Origin of the sequence: Kineococcus gynurae (assembly GCF_042433995.1) — a bacterium.
Lineage (GTDB): Bacteria > Actinomycetota > Actinomycetes > Actinomycetales > Kineococcaceae > Kineococcus > Kineococcus gynurae.
In genome coordinates this window covers 860,080-879,827 of record NZ_JBHLUI010000008.1, presented here as the reverse complement: position 1 = coordinate 879,827, position 19,748 = coordinate 860,080, and the positions used below count along the sequence as shown (strand labels likewise).

Below are 19,748 nucleotides of genomic sequence, written 5' to 3'. Positions count from 1 at the left end.
GGGTGAGAAAATTCCTTGATCACGGGGGGTGGGTCGGGGTGGCTGGGGTGGGGCGGTGGGTCGGGGTGGGTGGGGCGGGTCGGGGGGCGGTCCGGTGGGTCGGCCCTAGGGTGGGCGCGGGCGCGGTGACGGGTCGCGCGGACGCAGGAGGTCGGGGATGAGCGGGCTGTTCGCGCTGCTGGACGACGTGGCGGCGCTGGTCCGGCTGTCGGCGGCCTCGGTGGACGACGTCGCCGCGGCGGCGGGGCGGGCCGGGGTGAAGGCGGCCGGGGTGGTCGTGGACGACGCCGCCGTGACTCCCCGCTACGTGCAGGGACTCGACCCGAAGCGCGAGCTCTCGATCATCGCGCGCATCGCCAAGGGCTCGATCCGCAACAAGCTGCTGATCATCCTGCCGGTCGCCCTGCTGCTCAGCCAGTTCGCGCCCTGGCTGCTCACCCCCATCCTCATGCTCGGCGGTGCCTACCTCTGCTACGAGGGCGCCGAGAAGATCTACGAGCACGTCGCCGGGCACCAGCCGGACCCGGCCGAGGCGCGGGAGGCCGCGGCCGAGAACCCGGCCGAGCACGAGAAGAAGGTGGTGGCCGGGGCCGTCCGCACCGACCTGATCCTCTCGGCGGAGATCATGGTCATCGCCCTCAACGAGGTCGCGGCCGAGTCGTTCTGGTCGCGCGCGGTCATCCTCGCGGTCGTGGCGGTCGCCATCACCGCCGTCGTCTACGGCGCCGTGGCGCTCATCGTCAAGATGGACGACATCGGACTCGCACTGTCGCAGAAGGAGTCCGCGGGCGTCGCCGCGTTCGGCCGGGGCCTGGTGAAGGCCATGCCGGTCGTGCTGTCGACGCTGTCCACGGTCGGCGTGGTCGCGATGCTCTGGGTCGGGGGGCACATCCTGCTCGTCGGGGTCGACGAGCTCGGCTGGCACGGGCCCTACGGGGTGGTGCACCACCTCGAGGAGGTCGTCCACGACGCCACCGGGGCGCTGGGCGGGGTGCTCGGCTGGCTGACCGCGACCCTGGCCTCGGCCGTCGTCGGCGCGCTGGTCGGGGCCGTCGTCGTCCTCGTCGCGCACCTGCTGCCGCGCCGGAAGAAGACCGCCGCGCACTGAGCCCCGACCGGCGCGGCGACACCGGCACGACGGCCCCGCGGCGTCCGGTCAGAGCGGGCGTTCGAAGCTGCCCCAGGCGACGTCGGACTCCCGCAGCAGCACGTGCAGGGAGTCCAGACCGCCGGCGTGCACCCCGAGGGCCCCCGTCGGTACGGCCTCGGCGAGCCGGTCGGCGATCCAACCGCACAGGAACTCGGTGGTGGTCACCCGGCCGTGCAGCTCCTCGACCTCGTCGAGGTTGCGGTAGGTCAACCGGGCGAGGACCCCGGCCAGCGCCGTCGCCGCGGCCCCGATGTCGACGACCAGACCGTCGGGGTCGAGCTCGCGCCGCCGGAACGTGGCCTCGACCACGAAGGTCGCCCCGTGCAGCTGCTGGGCCGGGCCGAACACCTCCCCGGGCAGGCTGTGGGCGATCATCATCCGGTCGCGGACGGTCAGGCTGTACACGGGGTGGCTCCTCGGGGCTCGGGATGGGGGCGGACGCGAGATCGGGCCGGGCTCAGTACCGGACGGTGTGGCCGAGGGTCGCCGGGTCGGCCAGGACGCCCGGCAACCGGGCGGGCAGGTCCTCGAACCGCGTCGCACCGGTGAGCAGGGCCTCGAAGGCGTCCGCGCGCAGCAGGTCCAGCGCCAGCGCCAGCCGACGACGGGTGTCCCAGCGCGGGGCCCGCAGCGGGGGGACGCGGCCGACCTGCGAGGCCCGGACGGTGAGACGCCGGGAGTGGAACGCCTCCCCCAGCGCGACCGCGACCTCGCGGTCGCCGTACCAGCTGAGCTCGGTGAGGGTCCCCTCGTCGCCGAGGGCGGCGAGGCCGGTGGCCAGCCCCGCGGCACTGGCACTGGTGTGCACGACGGCGTCCCGGGACCCGCTCGCCCCGTCCGGACCGCGGAAGCGGGCCCCGAGCGCGGTGACCGCGCCCGAGCGGTCCTGCACGTCCACGACCTCGACGTCGGTGCCCGGGATGCGCGCGGCGATCGCGGCGACGGCGAGGCCGAGCACCCCGGCCCCGACGACGGTGACCCGGTCACCGGGCCCGAGGCCCGCGTCCCAGACGCCGTTGACGGCGGTCTCGACCATGCCGGCGAGCGCGGCGCGACGGGGTGGGACCCCGTCCGGGACGGGGAGGACGGCCGACGCCGGTACCACGTAGCGGTCCTGGTGGGGGTGCAGGCAAAAGACGGTGCGGCCCAGCAGGTCCGCGCCGCCTCCTCCCTCGCCCTGCCCCTCGCCCTGTCCCTCGCCGGGGCCGCCCACCGCCTCGACCACGCCGACGGAGAGGTAGCCGTACTTCACCGGGAACGGGAAGGAACCCGCCTGGAAGGGGGCCCGCATGAGCGCGTGCTGGCTGGCGGGGACGCCGCCGCGCAGCACGAGCGCCTCGGTCCCCCGGCTGATGCCGCCGACCAGGGCGCGGACCGCGACCTCGCCCGGTCCGGGGGGCGGGACCGCTTCGGCACGGAGTTCGAGGCGGCCGGGCCCGACGGTCCAGAGGGCCCGCGCCGGGTTCATCCGCGACCCAGCCGGGCGGTGAGGAACCCCTCGACCTCGTCCTCCCAGCGTCGCGGGTCGACGTTCCACTCCTTGGTGTGCCGGGCACGGTCCTCGGCCACGTAGGTGATCAGGTCCGGACGGGCCTCGGCCAGCCGTCGGGACGGCCCGGCCGGGACGTAGTCGTCGGCGGCGGAGTGGACGAGCAGCACGGGCAGCGACAGCTCCTCGGCCCGGCGCACCCAGTCCATCTGGCTCAGGTCGACCGGGGAGTCGACCCCGACGAGGCGACGCCCCCAAGGGTGCCCGAGCAGGGCCATCCCGTAGCGGCCGAGCCCCACCGGGAAGCCGTTCTTGCGGGCCTGGTGGTCGAGGACGTCGCGCCAGTCCACCACCGGGCCGTCGAGGACGAGGGCGGCGACGTGCGCGGCGAGCGGTGACCGGGCCACGAACTGCAGCGCGATCGCCCCACCCATCGACCAGCCCACGAGGACGACGCGGCGGGCCCCGCGGTCGAGGGCGTGCTGGACGACGGAGTGCACGTCGTGCCACTCGGTGCCGCCGAGGCCGTACCGGCGGGCGGGGCTCGGCGGGCCGTCGGCGTCGTTGCGGTAGGCGGGTACCGCGCAGTGCAGCCCGAGGCGGTGCAGCAGGGGCAGGGCCCGCAGCGTCTCCTCGCGGGTGGCGCCCCGGCCGTGGACCAGGACGGCCCAGTCCGCGCCACCCGCCCCGTCCGCCTCGTCCGCGTCGTCGGGCCGCCCGGCGGGAGGGACGTCCCACACCGGCAGCGGTCCCACCTCACCGGGGACGAGCAGCTCGACGTGGGGCAGCCCGAGCGCCCGGCCGGGGTCCCCGGCCCAGTAGTACTGGTTCCAGCGGGCGGGGCCGGGGCGGGGCACCCCGGCGTCCACCCCGAGCAGCTCGCGGGTCACCCGGCCCTCGGCCCGCGGCCGGACACCCTTGCCGTCGTCAGGGGCGACGTCCTCGAGGACCTCCCCGACCCGGAAGTGCCCGCGACCGCCGTCGGTCCAGACGCCGTAGCGGCCCGGGACGACGGAGTCGGGGGTGCGGGAGAACACGACGCGGTGGGGTCCGACCTGCAGGATCTCGAGGTCGTCGGGCTTGTGCCGGGCCGGGGTGACGACGTGGCGGGCGAAGGTCACCGCGGCCGCGGTGCTGGCGGCGACGCCGAGGGTGGCGACCCCGGTCCCGGCCAGCGCCCCGACCGTCGCCACCCGGCGGCTCCAGCGGCGACCGACGATGCGGCGCCACCGCTGCGCGCCGCTCACCGGGCCGCCCCCGCGACGCGCAGCGCGGCGCGGACCAGCGGCACCTGCAGGGGCAGCCGCAGCAGGGTGAGGGCGGCCTCGACCCGGGCCGCCCGACCCCGGCCCCGTCGGGTCCAGGCGTCGCGGGCGTGGACGACGTTGGCCGGCCAGACCGCCAGCAGCAGGGCGGCGGCGGCCAGCCCCCCGCGACGGCGCGACGCGGGGCGGAGCAGGGCCGCGGCGACAGCGAGCTCGACCAGGCCGGAGCCCAGCGTCCAGGCCCGCGCGGGGCCGGGCAGCGAGCGCGGCACGATCGGGTCGAAGACCGTGGGCCGCAGCAGGTGCCCCACGCCGGCGACCCCGAGCAGGACGGCGAGCCCGCGACCGCGCGGCCCCGCGTCGGCGGGGGCGGCGGGGGTGGGGTGGACGGCTCGGGCGCCGGTGAGCGGGTCGGGGGCGCGGAGCTGCATCCCGCGATCCTGCCCGAGCGGACCCGGGGCCGCGCGGGCGCCCCGCCACGGGGCTACGGTGATCGACGTGTCGCAGCCCACGCCCGAGCAGCCCGCACCCGCCCCTGACGGGGGCCCCTCCACCGCGGTCCCGTCCGCCGCCGGGGAGCCCGCCGCGCGCGCCCGGACCGTGGTGCTGACCGAGGAGGCCCTGGGCGCGGTCGACGTCGGCAACATCGCCGCCCTGCGCGACGACGCGGCCCTGGACCGCACCGACTTCCTCGTCCTCGTCCCGGCCGACACCGAGCGCAGCGTCCTCGTCGACCTGCTCGACCACCTCAGCCTGGGCGAGCTGCGCGAGGCCCTGCACAGCCTGCGCGGGTCGCGCCCGGACCCCGACCGGGCCCGCGCCGACGCGAGCACCGCCCTGGAGGCCTCGCTGGCGGCGCTGCGCGCGGCCGACCTGCACGCGGAGGGCCGGACGACCGACGACGACCCGCTCCCGGCGCTGCGCGAGGTGCTCACCGCGCACCCGGACGTGCAGGACGTCGTCGTGGTGACCCGTCCGCACGCGGTGGAGGACACGTTCCACCGGGACTGGGCCTCGCGGGCCCGGGACGCGTTCGGCGTCCCCGTCCTGCACCTGTACGCGGGAAGCACCCGCCTCGGCTGAGCGTTGCAGCAGCCATGAGCACTCCCGAGGACACCACCGCGGAGCAGGACGCCGCGCAGACCGCCGCCCGCTACGCCGTCGTCAAGACCGACGCCGAGTGGCGCGCGCAGCTCTCGCCCGAGGAGTACCACGTGCTGCGGCTGGCCGGGACCGAACGCCCGTTCACCGGCGAGTACGAGGACGAGACCACCGAGGGCGTCTACCACTGCCGGGCCTGCGACGCCGAACTGTTCCGCAGCAGCGAGAAGTTCGCCTCGCACTGCGGGTGGCCGTCCTTCTTCGACCCCATGGACTCCTCCGCCGTCGAACTGCTCAGCGACCGGTCGCTGGGCATGGTCCGGACCGAGGTGCGCTGCGCCACGTGCGGTTCGCACCTGGGCCACGTCTTCGAGGGCGAGGGGTACCCGACCCCGACCGACCAGCGCTACTGCATCAACTCGGTCTCGCTCAAACTCGAACCGACCCGCTGAGCGGGGGGTCCGCGGGGGCTCGCCTGCACGTGCGGGCCCCCGGCGGGCGCGGCAGAGTGGGGTTCATGAGCGAAGAGTTCCCCGAGTCGGTGGCCGAGGCCGAGATCGACGCCCTGGACGACCCGGACCTGCGGGCCGCCGACTCCTCCCTGGAGGAGCCGGACGACCCGGACAGCCTGAGCACCGACACCCTCGAGCGCGACGAGCAGGACGACGTCTGGGAACCCGACCAGCACCTGTCGAACGCGACGGCCGAACTCATCGTCAACGACGACCCGGACTCCGAGACGCTCGACCAGCGGCTGGCCCAGGAGGTTCCCGACGTCGGCGCGGAGCAGGGTGCCGCGGTCGACTCCGAACGCGACTACCGCGAGGTCTGAGCCGAGGGACGAGCTCCCGGCGCACGAACGAGGACGCGCAGGACCCCCGTCGGGAGCACCCGGCGGGGGTCCTGCGCATTCCGGTGCGGGACAGCCGGTCTGATCGACGACGCGGTCAGGGCAGGGCGGAGACGAGTTCGGCGAGCTCGACCTTCGGCCCGGTGTAGAAGGGCAGCTCCTCGCGCACGTGGCGACGGGCCTCGGTGTTCCGGAGTTCACGCATCAGGTCGACGATGCGGTGCAGCTCGTCGGCCTCGAAGGCGAGGATCCACTCGTAGTCGCCCAGGGCGAAGGCCGAGACGGTGTTGGCCCGCACGTCGGGGTAGGGGCGGGCGGCGAGCCCGTGGTCGCGCAGCATGGTGCGCCGTTCGCCCTCCTCGAGCAGGTACCAGTCGTAGGACCGCACGAACGGGTAGACGCAGACGTAGTCGCGCGGAGCCTCCCCGGCCATGAACGCGGGCACGTGCCCCCGGTTGAACTCGGCCGGTCGGTGCAACCCGACCACCGACCACACCGGGGTGAGGTGCCGCCCGAACCCGGTGGCCCGCAGCCGGCGGTAGGCCTCCTGGACCAGTTCCACCGAGTCGGCGTGCCACCAGAACATCAGGTCGGCGTCGGCGCGCAGCCCGCCCACGTCGTAGAGGCCGCGCACGACCAGGCCCTTGCCGGTCAGCTCCTCCAGCAACGACTGCACCTCGGCGGTGAGCGTCGCCCGGTCCTCGGCGAGCGGCGTCGAGGCCGCGAAGACCGACCACATCGTGTAGCGGATGGTCTGGTTGATGGCGTCGGCGTCGGGGGCGTTCTGCTCGCTCATGCCGGCATTCTCCCCCGCCGCCGGGCCACCTCCTCCGGGTGGGGTCAGCGCAGGTGCTCGCGCCCGTCGAGGGGGGCGTCCGGGCGCAGCAGCTGCGGCAGCAGCTCCTCCACGGCGCGGGCCGCGGTCGCGACGCACGCGGGGACCCCGACGCCGTCGGCGAAGGACCCGGCCAAGGCGATCCGACCCGCCGCGCCCGCCGCGGCCCGCACCCGCTGGACCCGGTCGAGATGGCCGACGGCGTACTGGGGCAGCGCGTCGGGCCACCGCTGCACGAGCGCGTCGTCCGGGTCCAGACGTGCACCGAGCAGCGCCCGGGCGTCCTGCAGGGCGCGCTCGCGCAGCCGGTCGTCGTCCCAGCCCGGGACGTCGGTCTCCCCGGCCCGGCCGAGGGAGACCCGCAGCACCCGGCGGTCGGGGGCCTGCTCCCCCACCCACCCCCACTTGTGCGAGGACAGGGTGACCGCCTTGACCCGCCGACCCGCGGCGCGGCCCAGCGCCGGGGGCACCAGCAGACCCGAGGCGTCCTCCCATCCGCGCAGGTCGGCGGCCGGGACGGTGAACGCGACGACGACCACGCTCGCGGTCTCGACCTCGGCCAGCGCCTGCGCCGCCGACGGGACGGCCCCGGTGAGCAACCGGGCCGCGACCGGGGCGGGGACCGCGAGCAGGACACCGTCGACCCGGTCCCCGTCGACGACCCAGCCGCCCTCGACCCGGCGCAGCGAGCGGACGGGGGTCGCCGTCCGCACCTCGACGTCGCGCGCGGCGAGCGCGCCGGCCAGGGCCTCGGCCAGCCGGGCCACCCCGCCGCGGATCCCCCCGAACACGGGCGCGGGCGTCGCACCGGGGGCGGTCCGTCCGGCGGCCGCGCGGACCGCGGCGAGCAGCGACCCTCCCGCCCGCGCGTGGGTCCACAGGGCGGGCACCGTGGCCTGCAGGGACAACCGGGCCGCGTGCCCGGCGTAGACACCCCCCAGCAGCGGCTCCACCAGCCGGTCCACGACCGCCGGGCCCACCCGGGCGGCGACGTACTCGGCGACCGACAGGTCCTCCGACACCGCCGGCGCGGGCAGCTCCTCCTCCTGCTCGACCCGGCGCACCTCTGCGGGCCCGAGCACCCCGCGCACGGCCTCACCGGTTCCGGGGACGCCCATCAGGGTCCCGCCGGGCAACGGTCGCGGACCGTCCGGGGTGAGGACCCGGGCGCGGGTGGTCCGGGGGTGGACCACGTCGTCGCCGAGCCCGACCTCCCGGGCCAGGGCGACCCCCTCGGGGCGGCGGGCCAGGAACGACTCCGCACCCGTGTCGAGGACGAGCCCGCCGACCTCGGCCCGACGCAGGATCCCCCCGGGCTGCGCGGCCGCCTCCCGGACCTCCACCCGCACCCCGCGCTCGGCGAGACGCAGGGCGGCGGTCAGGCCGCTGACGCCCCCGCCGACCACGACGACCCGGGGCCGCCCGGCGCCCCCGGGCCCGTCGGGGCTCACGCGGTCGGGGTCCAGGCGTGGACCTCGTCGACGACGAGCTGCAGGGCGTCCGGCGACGCGCTCGGGGGCACCCCGTGACCGAGGTTCACCACGTGCCCGACCCCGGCCCGCTCGCCCGCGGCGCAGACCTCGCGCACCGCGGCCCGCAGCACGTCGGCGGGGGCGAACAGGTGGGCGGGGTCGAGGTTGCCCTGCACCGCGACCGGCCGACCGGCCCCGGCCGCCGCCCGACGTGCCCCCTCGTCCAGCGGCAGCCGGAAGTCGACGCCGACCATGTCGACGCCGCCGTCGACCGCGGCCATCTCGCCGAGCAGTTCCGAGCTCACGGTCCCGAAGTGGACCCGGGCGACGTCGAGGTCGGCCACGGCCGCGAGCGCCGCCGCGGAGTGCGGGGCGACGTGGCGCCGGTAGTCCACGAGCGGCAGCGCCCCGACCCAGGAGTCGAACAGCTGCACCGCGCTCGCCCCGGCCTCGGCCTGGACGCGCAGGAACTGCCCGGTGATCTGCGCCAGCCGGGCCAGCAGGTCGGCGAACAGCTCCGGATCACCGAGCATCATCGCCTTGGTGCGCAGCAGGTCCCGGCTCGGACCCCCCTCGACGAGGTAGCTGGCCAGGGTGAACGGCGCCCCGGCGAACCCGATCAGCGGGGTTCCCGCGGGCAGCTCGGCGGTGATCAGCCGGCAGGCCGCGGCGATGTGCTCGAGCCGGTCGGGGGTGAGCTCGGGCAACCGGTCGAGGTCGGCGCGGGTGCGGATCGGTTCGGCCACCACGGGCCCGGTCCCCGCGACGATGTCGACCCCGACCCCGGCGGCCTGCAGCGGGACGACGATGTCGGAGTAGAAGATCGCCGCGTCCACCCCGTAGCGGCGGACCGGCTGCAGCGTGATCTCGCAGACCAGCTCGGGGCGTCGGCAGCTGTCCAGCATGGAGATGCCCTCGCGCACCCGCCGGTACTCCGGCAGGGACCGTCCCGCCTGGCGCATGAACCACACGGGCAACCGTCCACCCGCGGCGAAGTCGGGGCGGGCTCCCCGCACGGCCCGCAGGTAGGCGCCCTCGGACCCACCGGCGTCCCCGGCGGGCGCCGGGGTGGACGCGTTGGTGGAAGCGGGGGTGGAAGGGGTGGTGGAGAGGGGGTTGGGGGACGGGGCGGCGAGCGAGGACGGCACCGCCCGATGGTCGCACGGCGCGCCGCCGTGGCCGCGGTCGCCGGGTTGCCTACAGTCCGAGCCGTGAGCAGCACCCGCACCGTCGGCGGGTCGCCCCCCGCGTTCGCGGCGGCGGTGACCGCGATCGGCGACGTCCGGCTCCGCTCGGAGATCGTCCTGGCGGAGATGCCCGCCCCCGCCCGCATCGCCCCCTGGGCGGTGGCCCTGACCGGCGACGTGGTGCAGCACGGCGACGAGCTGGCCACGGGACGGTTCATCCTGCTGCACGACCCGTCCGTCCCCGAGGAGTGGGGCGGGGACTTCCGCGTGGTCAGCTACGCCCGCGCCGACCTCGAGGCCGAGATGGGCGCGGACCCGATGCTCGGGCAGGTCGGGTGGAGCTGGCTGGAGGAGGCCCTGGCCGAGGCGGGCGCGGCGGCCGCCGGGGTCGGGGGCACCGTGACCCGCGTCCTGTCCGAGGGCTACGGGGCGCTGGCCCACCGGGAGGCGTCGGTGGACGTGGAGCTGCGGGCCTCCTGGACCCCGCGTCCCGGCGCGGACGGCACGCTGGACGTCGGGGCCCACCTGAAGGCCTGGGGCGACCTGCTCTGCACCGTCGCGGGGTTGCCCCCGCTGCCCGAGGGCGTCAGCGCGCTGGGACGCCGCCCGCGCTGAGTTCCTCCGCCCCGGCCCCGCGCGCGCCCAGCGCCGCGACGTCGGGCCCGGCGCCCGCCAGCTGCTCGACCGCGGCGGTCACGCTGCGCGGGACGGGGACCCCGGCCGGGGTGTCGCGCGTGGCGACGGGCTCCCCGGCGCCGGTGCGCAGCGGCAGGACCCCGGCCCACACCGCGCGGTCCTCCCCGTCGTCGGGGGCGGTCCCCGCCTGCTCGGCCCGCAGCTTGACGCTCGCCCGCTGCAGGGGCAGGCGCAGCAGCAGCGTGGCGGCGAGCTCCCGGCGGGTGCTCGCCCGCACCTCGGCGCTGCGACCCGGCATCAGGTGGTCGGTCAACCGGCGCAGGCCGGCGTCCTTCTCCTCCGGGTCGGTGACGACCTCGCAGGTCCCGGTGACGCTGGCGCAGCGGTAGTTCATGGAGCTGTCGAAGGCCGAGCGGGCGTAGACCAGGCCGTCGAGCAGGGTCACGGTCACCGTGACCGGGGCTCCCGCGGCGGCGGCGCGCAGCAGGCCTCCCCCGGAGGAGCCGTGCAGCAGCAGCGCGTCGCCGTCGCGGGCGTAGGCCAGCGGCAGGACGACGGCGACGTCGTCGCGGACGACGCCGACGTGGGCGACGAGCCCTGCGTCGAGGACGTCGTGCAGCACCTGCCGGTCGAAGACCTGGCGATGGGCGAGCCGGGTGACCCGGGTCGTGGGGTCGTCGGGCAGCGGGGCGAGCGTGGTCATGCCAGCAGCTTGCCCCGGGAGCGGTCCGCCGGGACGGTCCACTCCTCTACCGTCGGAGCAGACCACTTCCCCGATCCCCGGAGCCTGCCGTGCGCCCTGTCGTCCAGTGGGACCTGCCCGTGCGCCTGGACCGTGACGGCGGGCCGCCCCTGCAGCAGCAGCTGGTCGCGGCCGTGCGGGCCGCGGTCCTCGACGGCCGGCTGGCCGCGGGCGTTCGCCTGCCGGCCACCCGGGCCACCGCCCGCCAGCTGGGGGTGGCCCGCGCGACGGTGCTCGCCGCCTACGAGCAGCTCGGCGGCGAGGGGTACCTGCGCTCGCGCGCCGGGTCGGGCACGTTCGTGGAGCCGGCCCTGCGCCTGCCCGTGCCGGGTCCGACGCGGGACCCGGCACCGGCCCCGCCCCGCGGGGGCGACGGACCGGCGCGACCCCCCGTCGCGGTCGCGGCCGGTGCGCCCGCCCCGCGGGACCTGACCCCGGGGCGCCCGGACACCTCGCGGCTGCTCGACCCGACCTGGCGCCGGGTGTGGCGCGAGGCGGTCGCCGACGTGACCCGCTCCGGGGCGACCGAACCCCCGCCGCTCGGCCGGGCCGACCTGCGCGCCGAGGTCGCCGACCACCTGGGCGCGGCGCGCGGCCTGGCCGTCGACGCCGCCGACGTGGTCGTCACCGCGGGCACGGTCGACGGTCTGGCCCTCGCGCTGCACGTCCTCGGGATCCCCGGTGGCCGTGGGACCGGCGGCCGGGTCGTCGTCGAGGACCCGGGCTACCCGCGGGCCCGCCGCTGCCTGCACCGGTTGGGCTGCACGCCCGTCCCGGTCGACGTCGACGAGCACGGGCTGCGGGTCGAGGACCTCCCGGCCGAGGGCGTCGCCGCCGTCCTCGTCACCCCGAGCCACCAGTACCCCCTCGGCGCGGTGCTGCCGCTGGAGCGACGGACGGCCCTGCTGCGCTGGGCCCGCCGGACCGGGGCCGTGGTCCTGGAGGACGACTACGACGGCGAGTTCCGCTACGGGGCCGCGCCGCTGCCCGCCCTGGCCGGCCTCGACCGCGAGCGCACGATCCACCTGGGCACGTTCTCGAAGACCCTCAGCCCGCAGCTGCGGGCCGGCTACCTCGTCCTGCCGCCGGGACTGCGGGCCGAGGCCGCGCAGGTGCGTCACGACCTGGGCGAGCCCGTGTCCGCCGAGCAGCAGCGGGCGCTCGCCGCCTACCTGGCCTCGGGGGCGCTGCGTCGCCACGTCGCCCGGGCCCGCCGCGACCACGGCCACCGCCGTACCCACCTGCGCCGGCGGCTGGCGGGGCACCCGCGGATCGGCCTGCTCCCCTCCGACGCCGGACTGCACGCGGTCCTGGCGCTGCCCGCGGGCTCGGACGTGCCCGCGGTGCTGGCCGAGGTCCGCCGGCGCGGCTACCTGCTCGCCGACCTCGACGACTACACCGTCGCCGGGGTCGGACGCCACGGCCCCGCCGTGGTCCTCGGGTACGGCGACGCCGGCCTCGGTGAGCTCGACGGCGTCGTCCGCGCCCTCGAGGCGGCCCTGCTCGCGACCGGGTGCGTCGTCGACAACTAGAGGGACCGGAAGGGTCAAGGTGGCGACCCGTTCGGCCGATCCCTGCAGAAGTCGGTGAACCGCAGGAGGCGGTCGCCCAGCGCTGCATGGAGGACGACGTGACTGCCCTCGTCGAACGACCCGGGATGGCCGCCCCCTCGCGGCTCGGCCGCTTCGCGGCCCTGGTCGCCGTCGCCGACCCCACGGTCCGCGAATCGGTGACCCGCACCCTCCGCATGCTGGGCGCGGTGCACGTCGAGCACGCCTCCAGCGTCGCCCAGGCCCGCTCGCTGGCCCGCAGCGGTCCGCGTTCGCTCTTCATCGCCGACGCCGGCCTGCCCGACGGCTCCGGCGCCGCACTCGTCTCCGAGCTGCGCTCCGCGGGCTGGAACCGCTGCGTGGTGCTGTCGTCCAACGCCGACCCGTTCGCGGTCCGCGGGGCGGTCGCCGCCGGCGTCCGCTGCTACCTGGTGACCACCCGCCCCGAGGGCTCCGGCCTGGAGGCCCGTAGCGGTGAGTCGGGCGTCGACGGTCTGTCCGAGCGCGAGATCGAGGTGCTCCAGCACGTCGCCGACGGCCGCTCGAACAAGGACACCGGGGCCCTGCTCGGCCTGTCCGCGCTGACCGTGAAGAGCCACCTGGCCCGCATCGCCCGCAAGCTGGGCACCGGCGACCGCGCCGAGATGGTCGCGATCTGCCTGCGCGCCAACGTCATCCAGTAAGGAGCCGCCGCCGTCCCGGGGAGGGGCGCGGGCCCGCGCCGGACCCGCCCGCGGATCCGCGCCCGGGGACCCGCCCCAGCGCCACGCCCCCCGCCCCCGCGGCCTCCCCGCGCGGGAGGGGGCGGCCCCGTACGGTGGACGCCGTGAGTGGCCAGTGACCCGACCCGACCCCCGCCCCGCGCCCGGCAGCGACGCCGGTCCGGAGCGGCCGGACGACGACGCGACCACGGAGGCGTCGGCGCCGGAACCCCCCGCGCTCCCGCTGCTGGAGGCCCCCGCCGAGGGGCTGCCGCCGCTGGTGGAGACGACCGAGGCCCTGCTCGAGGCCGCGGCCCGCCTGGCCGCCGGCACGGGACCCGTCGCGGTCGACGCCGAACGCGCCTCCGGGTACCGCTACGGCCAGCGCGCCTTCCTCGTCCAGCTCCGCCGGGCCGGGTCCGGCACGATCCTCGTCGACCCCGAGGCCGTCGGGGACCTCACCCCGCTGGGCGAGGCGCTGCGCGGCGTGGAGTGGATCCTGCACGCCGCCACCCAGGACCTGCCCTGCCTCGCCGAGGTGGGCATGCGCCCCGACCGGCTCTTCGACACCGAGCTCGGCGCCCGTCTGGCGGGGTTGCCCAAGGTCGGGCTCGGCGCGGTCGTGGAGGAGCTGCTCGGGCTGCGCCTGGCCAAGGAGCACTCGGCCGTCGACTGGTCCACCCGCCCGCTGCCCGAGAGCTGGCTGACCTACGCGGCCCTCGACGTCGAGGTCCTGATCCCGTTGCGCGACGAGGTCGCCGCCCGGCTGCGGGCCGGGGGGAAGCTCGGCTGGGCCGAGGAGGAGTTCGCCGCGATCGTGGCCGCCCCGCCACCGGTGCCGCCCGCCGAACCGTGGCGGCGCACCTCCGGGTTGCACGCCGTGCGCTCCGCCCGCCAGCTCGCCGTCGTCCGCGAACTCTGGTTCGCCCGTGACGCCGAGGCCCGCCGCCGCGACACCTCCCCCGGTCGGTTGCTCCCCGACTCCGCCCTCGTGGCCGCGGCCCGGGCGACCCCGCGCAGCGCGCAGGCCCTGCTCTCGACCCCCGGCTTCACCGGTCGCGGGGCCCGCAGCGGACTCGCCTCGTGGTTCGCCGCCCTGCAGCGCGGGGTGGAGACCCCCGAGGCCGACCTGCCGGTCAAGACCGTGCGGACCGACTCCCCCCCGCCCCCGCGCACGTGGGCCGCCCGCGACCCGCTCGCCGCGGCCCGGCTGGCCGCCGCCCGCGAGCTCACCCAGGCCGTCGCCGAGGAACTCTCGATGCCGGTCGAGAACCTGCTGCAGCCCGAGGCGTTGCGCCGGCTCGCCTGGAACCCGCCGCGACCGATCACGCCCGAGTCCGTCGCGGTCACGCTCGCCCCGCGGGCCCGGAACTGGCAGCTCGGCCTGCTGAGCGTCGAACTGGCCGAGGTCCTCGTCCGCGCCGAGACCGAGGCCGCGACCGGGGCCGACACTTCGGGCGCGGGGTCCGAGCCGGGGACCGTGCCGGCCGAGGGCTGAGGCGACGTCCTCGGACACGAATCGGTAACGAGGTGTTGACACCCGTGTGGTTGCCGAGACCGTCCCGTTACGTCAGGCTCGTCGAGGATCGGCGCGACGAGGAGCCGACCGCTCGGACGGAGGCGCGCGGTGCACCACCTCACACTGGACGAACATCTCAGCGCGGCCAGCCTGGCCCGGCACTGGGTCTGCGAGGTCTGTCCGGAGGAGCACCTGCCCGGCGCCCGGCGGTGGATCGCCGAGCTGCTGACCTCCGAACTCGTCGCCAACGCGCTGGAGCACGGACGCGGGCCGGTGACGCTGACGCTCACCCACGACCGTGAGGGCATCCTCGTCGGCATCAGCGACGGCGAGGTGACCATCCCCGCCATGCGGAGCCTCGACCCCCAGGCCGAGTCCGGCCGGGGCATCGCCCTGGTGGACGCGCTCGCGACCGCGTGGGGCTACTACCCCAGCCGCATCACGTCCTGGCACGACCCGACCCTGGGCCAGCTCTCGCTCGTGGAGACCGACGCCACCGACGGCTGGCCCGCGCCCACCGAGGTCGCGGACGGTTCGCCCGCCGCGGGGATGCTCGACGGGAAGACGGTCTGGTTCCACCTCGCCCCGGGCTGAGCCGGTCTGAGCCGGGCTGAGCCCGTCTGAGCCGGGCTGAGCCGGGCTGACCCGGGACGGCTCGGGCCGGGTCAGGCCGAGGCGGGCGTCCCCGCCCCGTGGTGGTGGGCGACCGCCTCCACGATCCGCAGCGCCACGGCCTGCGGGGAGAGCCCGGCGGCGTCGAGGATGTCCTCGCGCGCGCCCATGTCGAGGTAGGCCTGCGGCAGCGCGAAACCCAGGACGGCCGGGGCGTCCGTCGTCCGGTCCAGCTCCCGGGTCAGCGCCCACCCGAGACCGCCGACCTCACCGCCGTCCTCCACGACGGCGACGACCCGGTGCCGCCGGGCCAGCTCCACCAGGGCCTCCTCGACCGGGACGACCCAGCGCGGGTCGACGACGGTGACGCCGATCCCGTGCGCGGCCAGTCGTTCGGCCGTGGCCAGGCAGCGCGGCAGCATCGACCCCACCCCGACCAGCAGGACGTCGTCGCCCTCCTCGTACCGGGTTCCCTGGAGCACGTCGACCGACCCGACCCGGGCGATCGCCGGCAGCGCGGCCGGGACCTTGCCCTTGCTGAACCGGACCACCGTCGGGGCGTCGTCGACGGCGACCGCCTCGCGCAGCTCCTCGCGCAGGGTCTCGGCGTCGCGCGGGGCGGCCAGGCGCAGCCCCGGCACGAGCCGGCACAACCCCATGTCCCACATGCCGTGGTGGCTGGGCCCGTCCGGTCCGGTGACCCCGGCCCGGTCGAGGACGAAGGTGACCCCGGCGCGGTGCAGACCGACGTCGAGGAGCAGCTGGTCGAAGGCCCGGTTGAGGAAGGTGGCGTAGACCGCGACCACCGGGTGCAGCCCGCCGAAGGCCATGCCCGCGGCCGAGGCCACGGCGTGCTGCTCGGCGATCCCGACGTCCACGACCCGGTCGGGGTGCTTGCGCGCGAACGGTTCCAGCCCGACGGGGATCATCATGGCCGCGGTGACCCCGACGACGTCGCGACGGGCGTCGCCGATGGCGACCATCTCCTCGGCGAACACGCTGGTCCAGCTCGACCCGGAGGAGGCCTGCGCCTCCCCCGTCTCGGGATCGATGACGCCGACGGCGTGGAAGTGGTCGGCCAGGTTGTCCAGGGCGGGCTTGTAGCCGCGGCCCTTCTGGGTGATCACGTGGACGATGACCGGCCCGCCGTAGGAGCGGGCGCGGGTCAGGGCGTGCTCGACGGCCTCGACGTCGTGCCCGTCCACCGGACCGACGTACTTCAGGCCCAGGTCCTCGAACAACCCCTGCGGGGCGACGATGTCCTTGATGCCCTTCTTCATCCCGTGCAGGGTCTCGTAGGCCAGCCGCCCCGGGGCCCCGCCACGACGCAGGGAGCGCTTGCCGAGGTCGAGGAGCTTCTCGTACTCCCGGGTCGTGCGCAGGGTCGCGAGATGGGTCGCCAGGCCGCCGATGGTCGGGGCGTAGGAACGTTCGTTGTCGTTGACCACCATGATCACCGGACGGTCGGCCCCGGCGATGTTGTTCAGGGCCTCCCAGGCCATGCCCCCGGTGAGGGCCCCGTCGCCGATGACCGCGACGACGTGCCGGTCGCGCTCCCCGCGCAGCTCGTGCGCCCGGGAGATCCCGTCGGCCCAGGACAGCGACCCGGACGCGTGGGAGTTCTCCACCACGTCGTGCGGGCTCTCCGCTCGGGAGGGGTAGCCGGTCAGGCCCCCCGCCTCGCGCAGGCGGGAGAAGTCCTGCCGCCCGGTCAGCAGCTTGTGGACGTAGCTCTGGTGGCCGGTGTCGAAGACGATCGCGTCGCGCGGGGACTCGAAGACGCGGTGCAGCGCGATGGTCAGCTCGACCACGCCGAGGTTGGGCCCCAGGTGGCCGCCGGTCTTGCTGACCTCGGCGATCAGGAAGGCCCGGATCTCCTCGGCCAGCTGCGGCAGCTGCTCGGGCAGGAGGGAGGCGACGTCCTCGGGTCCGGAGATGGTCTCGAGCAGCCCCATGCGGGGTGTCCTCCTGCATCTGGATGGTCTGGGCCACGCCGGGAAGGCGCTGGTCGAGTGTAGGAGCCGGGACGGCGGCGGGCTTGCCGGACCACCCGGGTGACCCGGTGGGTCCACCGGATCTGCACAGCCCTCCCCTGGTCGCGGGCCGCCGACGCCCCCCGACGCGATCACCCGAGTGGCGGACGAGGGGCGCTCACCTGCAGTAGCGTGCCGGTGCGGCGGAGCAACGACGCTCCGTCCGCAACCTGGGGAGGAACCGATCGTGGGCCTGTTCCGACGCACCCGTCCGCTGCTGGTGCTGCTGAGCCTCACCGCGCTGGGGGTCACCGGGCTCGCCCCGGCCCAGGCCGACCACGTCGGCGACCGGGACTGCTCGGACTTCGCCTACCAGGAGGACGCCCAGGCCTGGCTGGTGGCCCATCCCGGCGACCCCGACGGTCTCGACCGTGATCGTGACGGTCGGGCCTGCGAGACGTTGCCGAGCAGAGCCGCGGGACCGGTCGTCGTCCCGGAGGCCGCACCGTGCGTGGTCGGCGCGATCCGCGACCGCTGGCTGGCCCTCGGCGGGGCCCGCGGGGTGCTGGGTGAGGCCCGCACCTGCGAGCTCGTGCTCGCCACCCGGGGCGGGCGGGTCACCCACTTCGCCGGGGGCTCCGTCTACTGGTCGCCCGCGACCGGGGCCTGGGACGTGCGGGGCGCGATCCGCGACCGCTGGGCCCGCGCCGGCTGGGAGACCTCGTCCCTCGGCTACCCGCGCACGGGGGAGATCCCGCTGCGCAGCACCGCGACCGTCGGCGCCTTCTCGGCGTTCGAGGGCGGTTCGGTCTACTGGTCGCCGCGCACGGGCGCGCAGATCGTCCGCGGGGCCATCCGCGACCGGTGGGGCAGCCTCGGGTGGGAGAACGGCTTCCTCGGCTACCCCACGACGAGCGAGGCGGCGGTGCCCGGCGGGGCCGCGAGCCACTTCCAGGGCGGTTCGGTCTACTGGTCGCCGGGCACCGGCGCCCACGCCGTCCGCGGCGCGATCCGTGACGCCTGGGCCCGGCAGGGCTGGGAGTCCTCGCGGCTGGGCTTCCCGACGTCGGAGGAGTACGCCGTCCCCGGCGGGCGGCGCAGCGACTTCACCGGCGGGGCGATCACCTGGAGTCCCACCGGCGGGATCGTCATCAGCTACACGGGTGGCTGACCCGGTCGTCTCCCCGGCCCGACGCGGCGACGCGGACGCGATCACGGACGTCTTCCTGGCCGCCCGGGCGGGCCTCGGCTTCCTGCCCGTGCTGCACACCGACGACGAGACCCGGTGGTGGGCCGAGCACGTCGTGCTGGCCGAGCACGACGTCGTCCTCGTCCGCGACGGGAACGGGGTCGTACGCGGGTTCGCCGCCGTGCGGGGCGCCTGGTTGGAGCACCTGTACGTGCACCCGGAGGCGCAGGGGCGCGGTCTCGGGACCCGCCTGCTCACCGACGTCCTCGACCGGGCCGGGGACGAAGTGCGGCTGCACGTCTTCCTGCCGAACACCGGCGCCCGCCGGTTCTACGAACGGCACGGTTTCGAGCTCGTCGGGACCAGGGACGGCAGCGACAACGAGGAGGGCGTCCCCGACGCCACCTACCGGTGGCCCCGGCCGGCGGGTGCCCGGTGACGTCCCGGCAGCTCAGAGCCGGGGCACGAACGTCCGGCCGGACAGCGCCTCCCCCAGCAGGCCCACGGCCCGGTCCACCCGGCGCAACCGCAGCTCCTCGGCCTCCAGCATCTCCATGACCTGCGGACCGACCTGCGGTTCGAGCTGGTGGGCGAGGTCGCGCCGGGCGGTCGAGACGGCCGAACGCACCGCCTCCCGCTGGGCCCGGACGTGGTGGGCCACCAACCAGGCCAGCAGCACCGGGTGCCGCCGCACCACCGGGTAGCTGCGGTACTCCGGCGGCGCCTGGTCGAGCAACCACGCCACCGCCACCCCGTCCCACCCCTCGGCCCCCACCGGGGGGACCGGCTCGGGCCAGCCCGGCGGACCGTGGCGGCGGCGTGTTTCGTACATGCGTTCGACCATACGACAGGGAGGCGCATCGCGACGGGCCGTCGGTGTCGGGAGACCGCCCGCACCACCGGACGGTCACGATCGGCCCCGCCGGGGCGCCTCGTGTGCCAGGCTGCCCGACAGCCGATCATCGCCGAGCGAGGGAGCTCCTTGTGCAGTCCCGGGTGCCCCTCCTCGCGACCGTCGCCGTCGCCGCCCTCCTGGTGACCGCGGTCGGCGTGACCCGTTCCGCCGGAGCCGATCCCGCGGTGGAACTCCCCGCGATGCCCCCGGGCACGACCACGACCGCGACCACGTTCCAGGTTCCCGCCGACGGCCCCCCGCAGCCGGTACGGACCTCGCTGAGCGCCGTCCTCCCCGCGAGCGGTCACGCCTTCGTGGTCCTCGACTGCATCGGGCCGGCGAGCAGCACCGTCTCGGTCCGCCACCGCGACGACCGCCCCTGGTCACCCGCCGCCGTCGTCGACGGGGCCGACCACGCCGACGGTGCGTGCGACCCGACGGGCCACCGCCAGGGTTACGGCCTCGTCGGCGCCCCCGCGGAGCTGGTGACCCTCGACGTCACCGGCGGGCCGGTGACCGCCGTCCGCGTCGTCGTCAGTGACGCCTGCCCCTGCCAGGGCTGACCCTCTCGCCCACCGGCCC

22 protein-coding genes are annotated in these 19,748 nt (G+C 76.4%); 12 read left to right on the top strand and 10 right to left on the bottom strand.

Going from position 1 to position 19,748, the window contains the following annotated elements:
* Nucleotides 1–157 precede the first annotated feature (157 nt).
* Complete coding sequence (locus ACFFKU_RS10505) at nt 158–1,108, top strand: DUF808 domain-containing protein (RefSeq protein ID WP_380137734.1); 951 nt, start codon at nt 158–160, stop codon at nt 1,106–1,108.
* A 48-nt stretch (nt 1,109–1,156) separates the two neighbouring features.
* Here the strand turns inward: ACFFKU_RS10505 and ACFFKU_RS10500 are convergent, their stop codons facing one another.
* Genes ACFFKU_RS10500 through ACFFKU_RS10485 form a run of 4 tightly spaced genes read right to left on the bottom strand, consistent with a single transcriptional unit; the run spans nt 1,157 to nt 4,335 of the window.
* On the bottom strand, nt 1,157–1,555 hold the full coding sequence (locus tag ACFFKU_RS10500; protein WP_380137732.1) for a 6-pyruvoyl trahydropterin synthase family protein: 399 nt from the start codon (nt 1,553–1,555) through the stop codon (nt 1,157–1,159).
* A gap of 52 nt (nt 1,556–1,607) precedes the next feature.
* Nucleotides 1,608–2,618: a zinc-dependent alcohol dehydrogenase gene (locus ACFFKU_RS10495; RefSeq protein ID WP_380137730.1), complete on the bottom strand. Its 1,011-nt coding sequence runs from the start codon at nt 2,616–2,618 to the stop codon at nt 1,608–1,610.
* Nucleotides 2,615–3,886 (bottom strand): alpha/beta hydrolase family protein, encoded by a 1,272-nt coding sequence (locus ACFFKU_RS10490; protein ID WP_380137729.1) that lies wholly within the window; start codon nt 3,884–3,886, stop codon nt 2,615–2,617. Before ACFFKU_RS10490 ends, ACFFKU_RS10495 begins: the two co-directional genes overlap by 4 nt.
* Nucleotides 3,883–4,335 (bottom strand): DoxX family protein, encoded by a 453-nt coding sequence (locus ACFFKU_RS10485; RefSeq protein WP_380137728.1) that lies wholly within the window; start codon nt 4,333–4,335, stop codon nt 3,883–3,885. Before ACFFKU_RS10485 ends, ACFFKU_RS10490 begins: the two co-directional genes overlap by 4 nt.
* Before the next feature lie 67 nt (nt 4,336–4,402).
* On the opposite strand from ACFFKU_RS10485, the gene ACFFKU_RS10480 reads away from it, so the two are divergent.
* The 3 genes from ACFFKU_RS10480 to ACFFKU_RS10470 all read left to right on the top strand — a co-directional run bounded on the left by ACFFKU_RS10480 (nt 4,403) and on the right by ACFFKU_RS10470 (nt 5,837).
* Nucleotides 4,403–4,987 (top strand): hypothetical protein, encoded by a 585-nt coding sequence (locus tag ACFFKU_RS10480; protein WP_380137727.1) that lies wholly within the window; start codon nt 4,403–4,405, stop codon nt 4,985–4,987.
* A 14-nt stretch (nt 4,988–5,001) separates the two neighbouring features.
* Nucleotides 5,002–5,457, top strand: a complete 456-nt coding sequence (gene msrB, locus ACFFKU_RS10475; protein ID WP_380137725.1) for a peptide-methionine (R)-S-oxide reductase MsrB — start codon at nt 5,002–5,004, stop codon at nt 5,455–5,457.
* A 65-nt stretch (nt 5,458–5,522) separates the two neighbouring features.
* Nucleotides 5,523–5,837 (top strand): hypothetical protein, encoded by a 315-nt coding sequence (locus tag ACFFKU_RS10470; RefSeq protein ID WP_380137723.1) that lies wholly within the window; start codon nt 5,523–5,525, stop codon nt 5,835–5,837.
* 115 nt (nt 5,838–5,952) lie between these two features.
* Here the strand turns inward: ACFFKU_RS10470 and hemQ are convergent, their stop codons facing one another.
* Genes hemQ through hemE form a run of 3 tightly spaced genes read right to left on the bottom strand, consistent with a single transcriptional unit; the run spans nt 5,953 to nt 9,310 of the window.
* Nucleotides 5,953–6,651, bottom strand: a complete 699-nt coding sequence (gene hemQ, locus ACFFKU_RS10465; RefSeq protein ID WP_380137721.1) for a hydrogen peroxide-dependent heme synthase — start codon at nt 6,649–6,651, stop codon at nt 5,953–5,955.
* A gap of 44 nt (nt 6,652–6,695) precedes the next feature.
* Entirely contained in the window at nt 6,696–8,141 is a 1,446-nt protein-coding gene (gene hemG, locus ACFFKU_RS10460) for a protoporphyrinogen oxidase (RefSeq protein WP_380137719.1), read from the bottom strand.
* The gene (hemE, locus tag ACFFKU_RS10455) at nt 8,138–9,310 is read right to left on the bottom strand and encodes a uroporphyrinogen decarboxylase (RefSeq protein ID WP_380137717.1); all 1,173 of its coding nucleotides are present in this window, start codon (nt 9,308–9,310) and stop codon (nt 8,138–8,140) included. Before hemE ends, hemG begins: the two co-directional genes overlap by 4 nt.
* A 63-nt stretch (nt 9,311–9,373) precedes the next feature.
* Between hemE and ACFFKU_RS10450 the strand changes: the two genes are divergently transcribed.
* A complete protein-coding gene (locus ACFFKU_RS10450) occupies nt 9,374–9,964 on the top strand; it encodes a DUF3000 domain-containing protein (protein ID WP_380137716.1) in 591 nt (196 codons plus the stop codon).
* Here the strand turns inward: ACFFKU_RS10450 and ACFFKU_RS10445 are convergent.
* Nucleotides 9,936–10,688, bottom strand: a complete 753-nt coding sequence (locus ACFFKU_RS10445) for a pyridoxamine 5'-phosphate oxidase family protein (RefSeq protein ID WP_380137714.1) — start codon at nt 10,686–10,688, stop codon at nt 9,936–9,938. The genes ACFFKU_RS10450 and ACFFKU_RS10445 overlap by 29 nt on opposite strands.
* 89 nt (nt 10,689–10,777) lie before the next feature.
* Between ACFFKU_RS10445 and pdxR the strand changes: the two genes are divergently transcribed.
* The 4 genes from pdxR to ACFFKU_RS10425 all read left to right on the top strand — a co-directional run bounded on the left by pdxR (nt 10,778) and on the right by ACFFKU_RS10425 (nt 15,091).
* Nucleotides 10,778–12,259 (top strand): MocR-like pyridoxine biosynthesis transcription factor PdxR, encoded by a 1,482-nt coding sequence (gene pdxR, locus ACFFKU_RS10440; protein ID WP_380137712.1) that lies wholly within the window; start codon nt 10,778–10,780, stop codon nt 12,257–12,259.
* Between the two features lie 98 nt (nt 12,260–12,357).
* Nucleotides 12,358–12,960 carry a response regulator transcription factor gene (locus ACFFKU_RS10435; protein WP_380137710.1) on the top strand — a complete coding sequence of 201 codons (603 nt, stop codon included), beginning with the start codon at nt 12,358–12,360 and terminating at the stop codon, nt 12,958–12,960.
* A 154-nt stretch (nt 12,961–13,114) separates the two neighbouring features.
* Nucleotides 13,115–14,476: an HRDC domain-containing protein gene (locus ACFFKU_RS10430; RefSeq protein WP_380137709.1), complete on the top strand. Its 1,362-nt coding sequence runs from the start codon at nt 13,115–13,117 to the stop codon at nt 14,474–14,476.
* Between the two features lie 129 nt (nt 14,477–14,605).
* Entirely contained in the window at nt 14,606–15,091 is a 486-nt protein-coding gene (locus tag ACFFKU_RS10425; protein WP_380137708.1) for an ATP-binding protein, read from the top strand.
* A gap of 71 nt (nt 15,092–15,162) precedes the next feature.
* On the opposite strand, the gene dxs is transcribed toward ACFFKU_RS10425, so the two are convergent.
* Entirely contained in the window at nt 15,163–17,064 is a 1,902-nt protein-coding gene (gene dxs / locus ACFFKU_RS10420; protein ID WP_380137707.1) for a 1-deoxy-D-xylulose-5-phosphate synthase, read from the bottom strand.
* Between the two features lie 265 nt (nt 17,065–17,329).
* Between dxs and ACFFKU_RS10415 the strand changes: the two genes are divergently transcribed.
* Nucleotides 17,330–18,253 carry a hypothetical protein gene (locus ACFFKU_RS10415; RefSeq protein ID WP_380137705.1) on the top strand — a complete coding sequence of 308 codons (924 nt, stop codon included), beginning with the start codon at nt 17,330–17,332 and terminating at the stop codon, nt 18,251–18,253.
* Complete coding sequence (locus ACFFKU_RS10410) at nt 18,246–18,710, top strand: GNAT family N-acetyltransferase (RefSeq protein ID WP_380137704.1); 465 nt, start codon at nt 18,246–18,248, stop codon at nt 18,708–18,710. Before ACFFKU_RS10415 ends, ACFFKU_RS10410 begins: the two co-directional genes overlap by 8 nt.
* Nucleotides 18,711–18,722: 12 nt before the next feature.
* Here ACFFKU_RS10410 and ACFFKU_RS10405 read toward each other — a convergent pair whose 3' ends face one another.
* Nucleotides 18,723–19,103 (bottom strand): hypothetical protein, encoded by a 381-nt coding sequence (locus ACFFKU_RS10405; RefSeq protein ID WP_380137703.1) that lies wholly within the window; start codon nt 19,101–19,103, stop codon nt 18,723–18,725.
* A 152-nt stretch (nt 19,104–19,255) separates the two neighbouring features.
* On the opposite strand from ACFFKU_RS10405, the gene ACFFKU_RS10400 reads away from it, so the two are divergent.
* Complete coding sequence (locus ACFFKU_RS10400) at nt 19,256–19,729, top strand: hypothetical protein (protein ID WP_380137702.1); 474 nt, start codon at nt 19,256–19,258, stop codon at nt 19,727–19,729.
* Nucleotides 19,730–19,748: the final 19 nt, after the last annotated feature.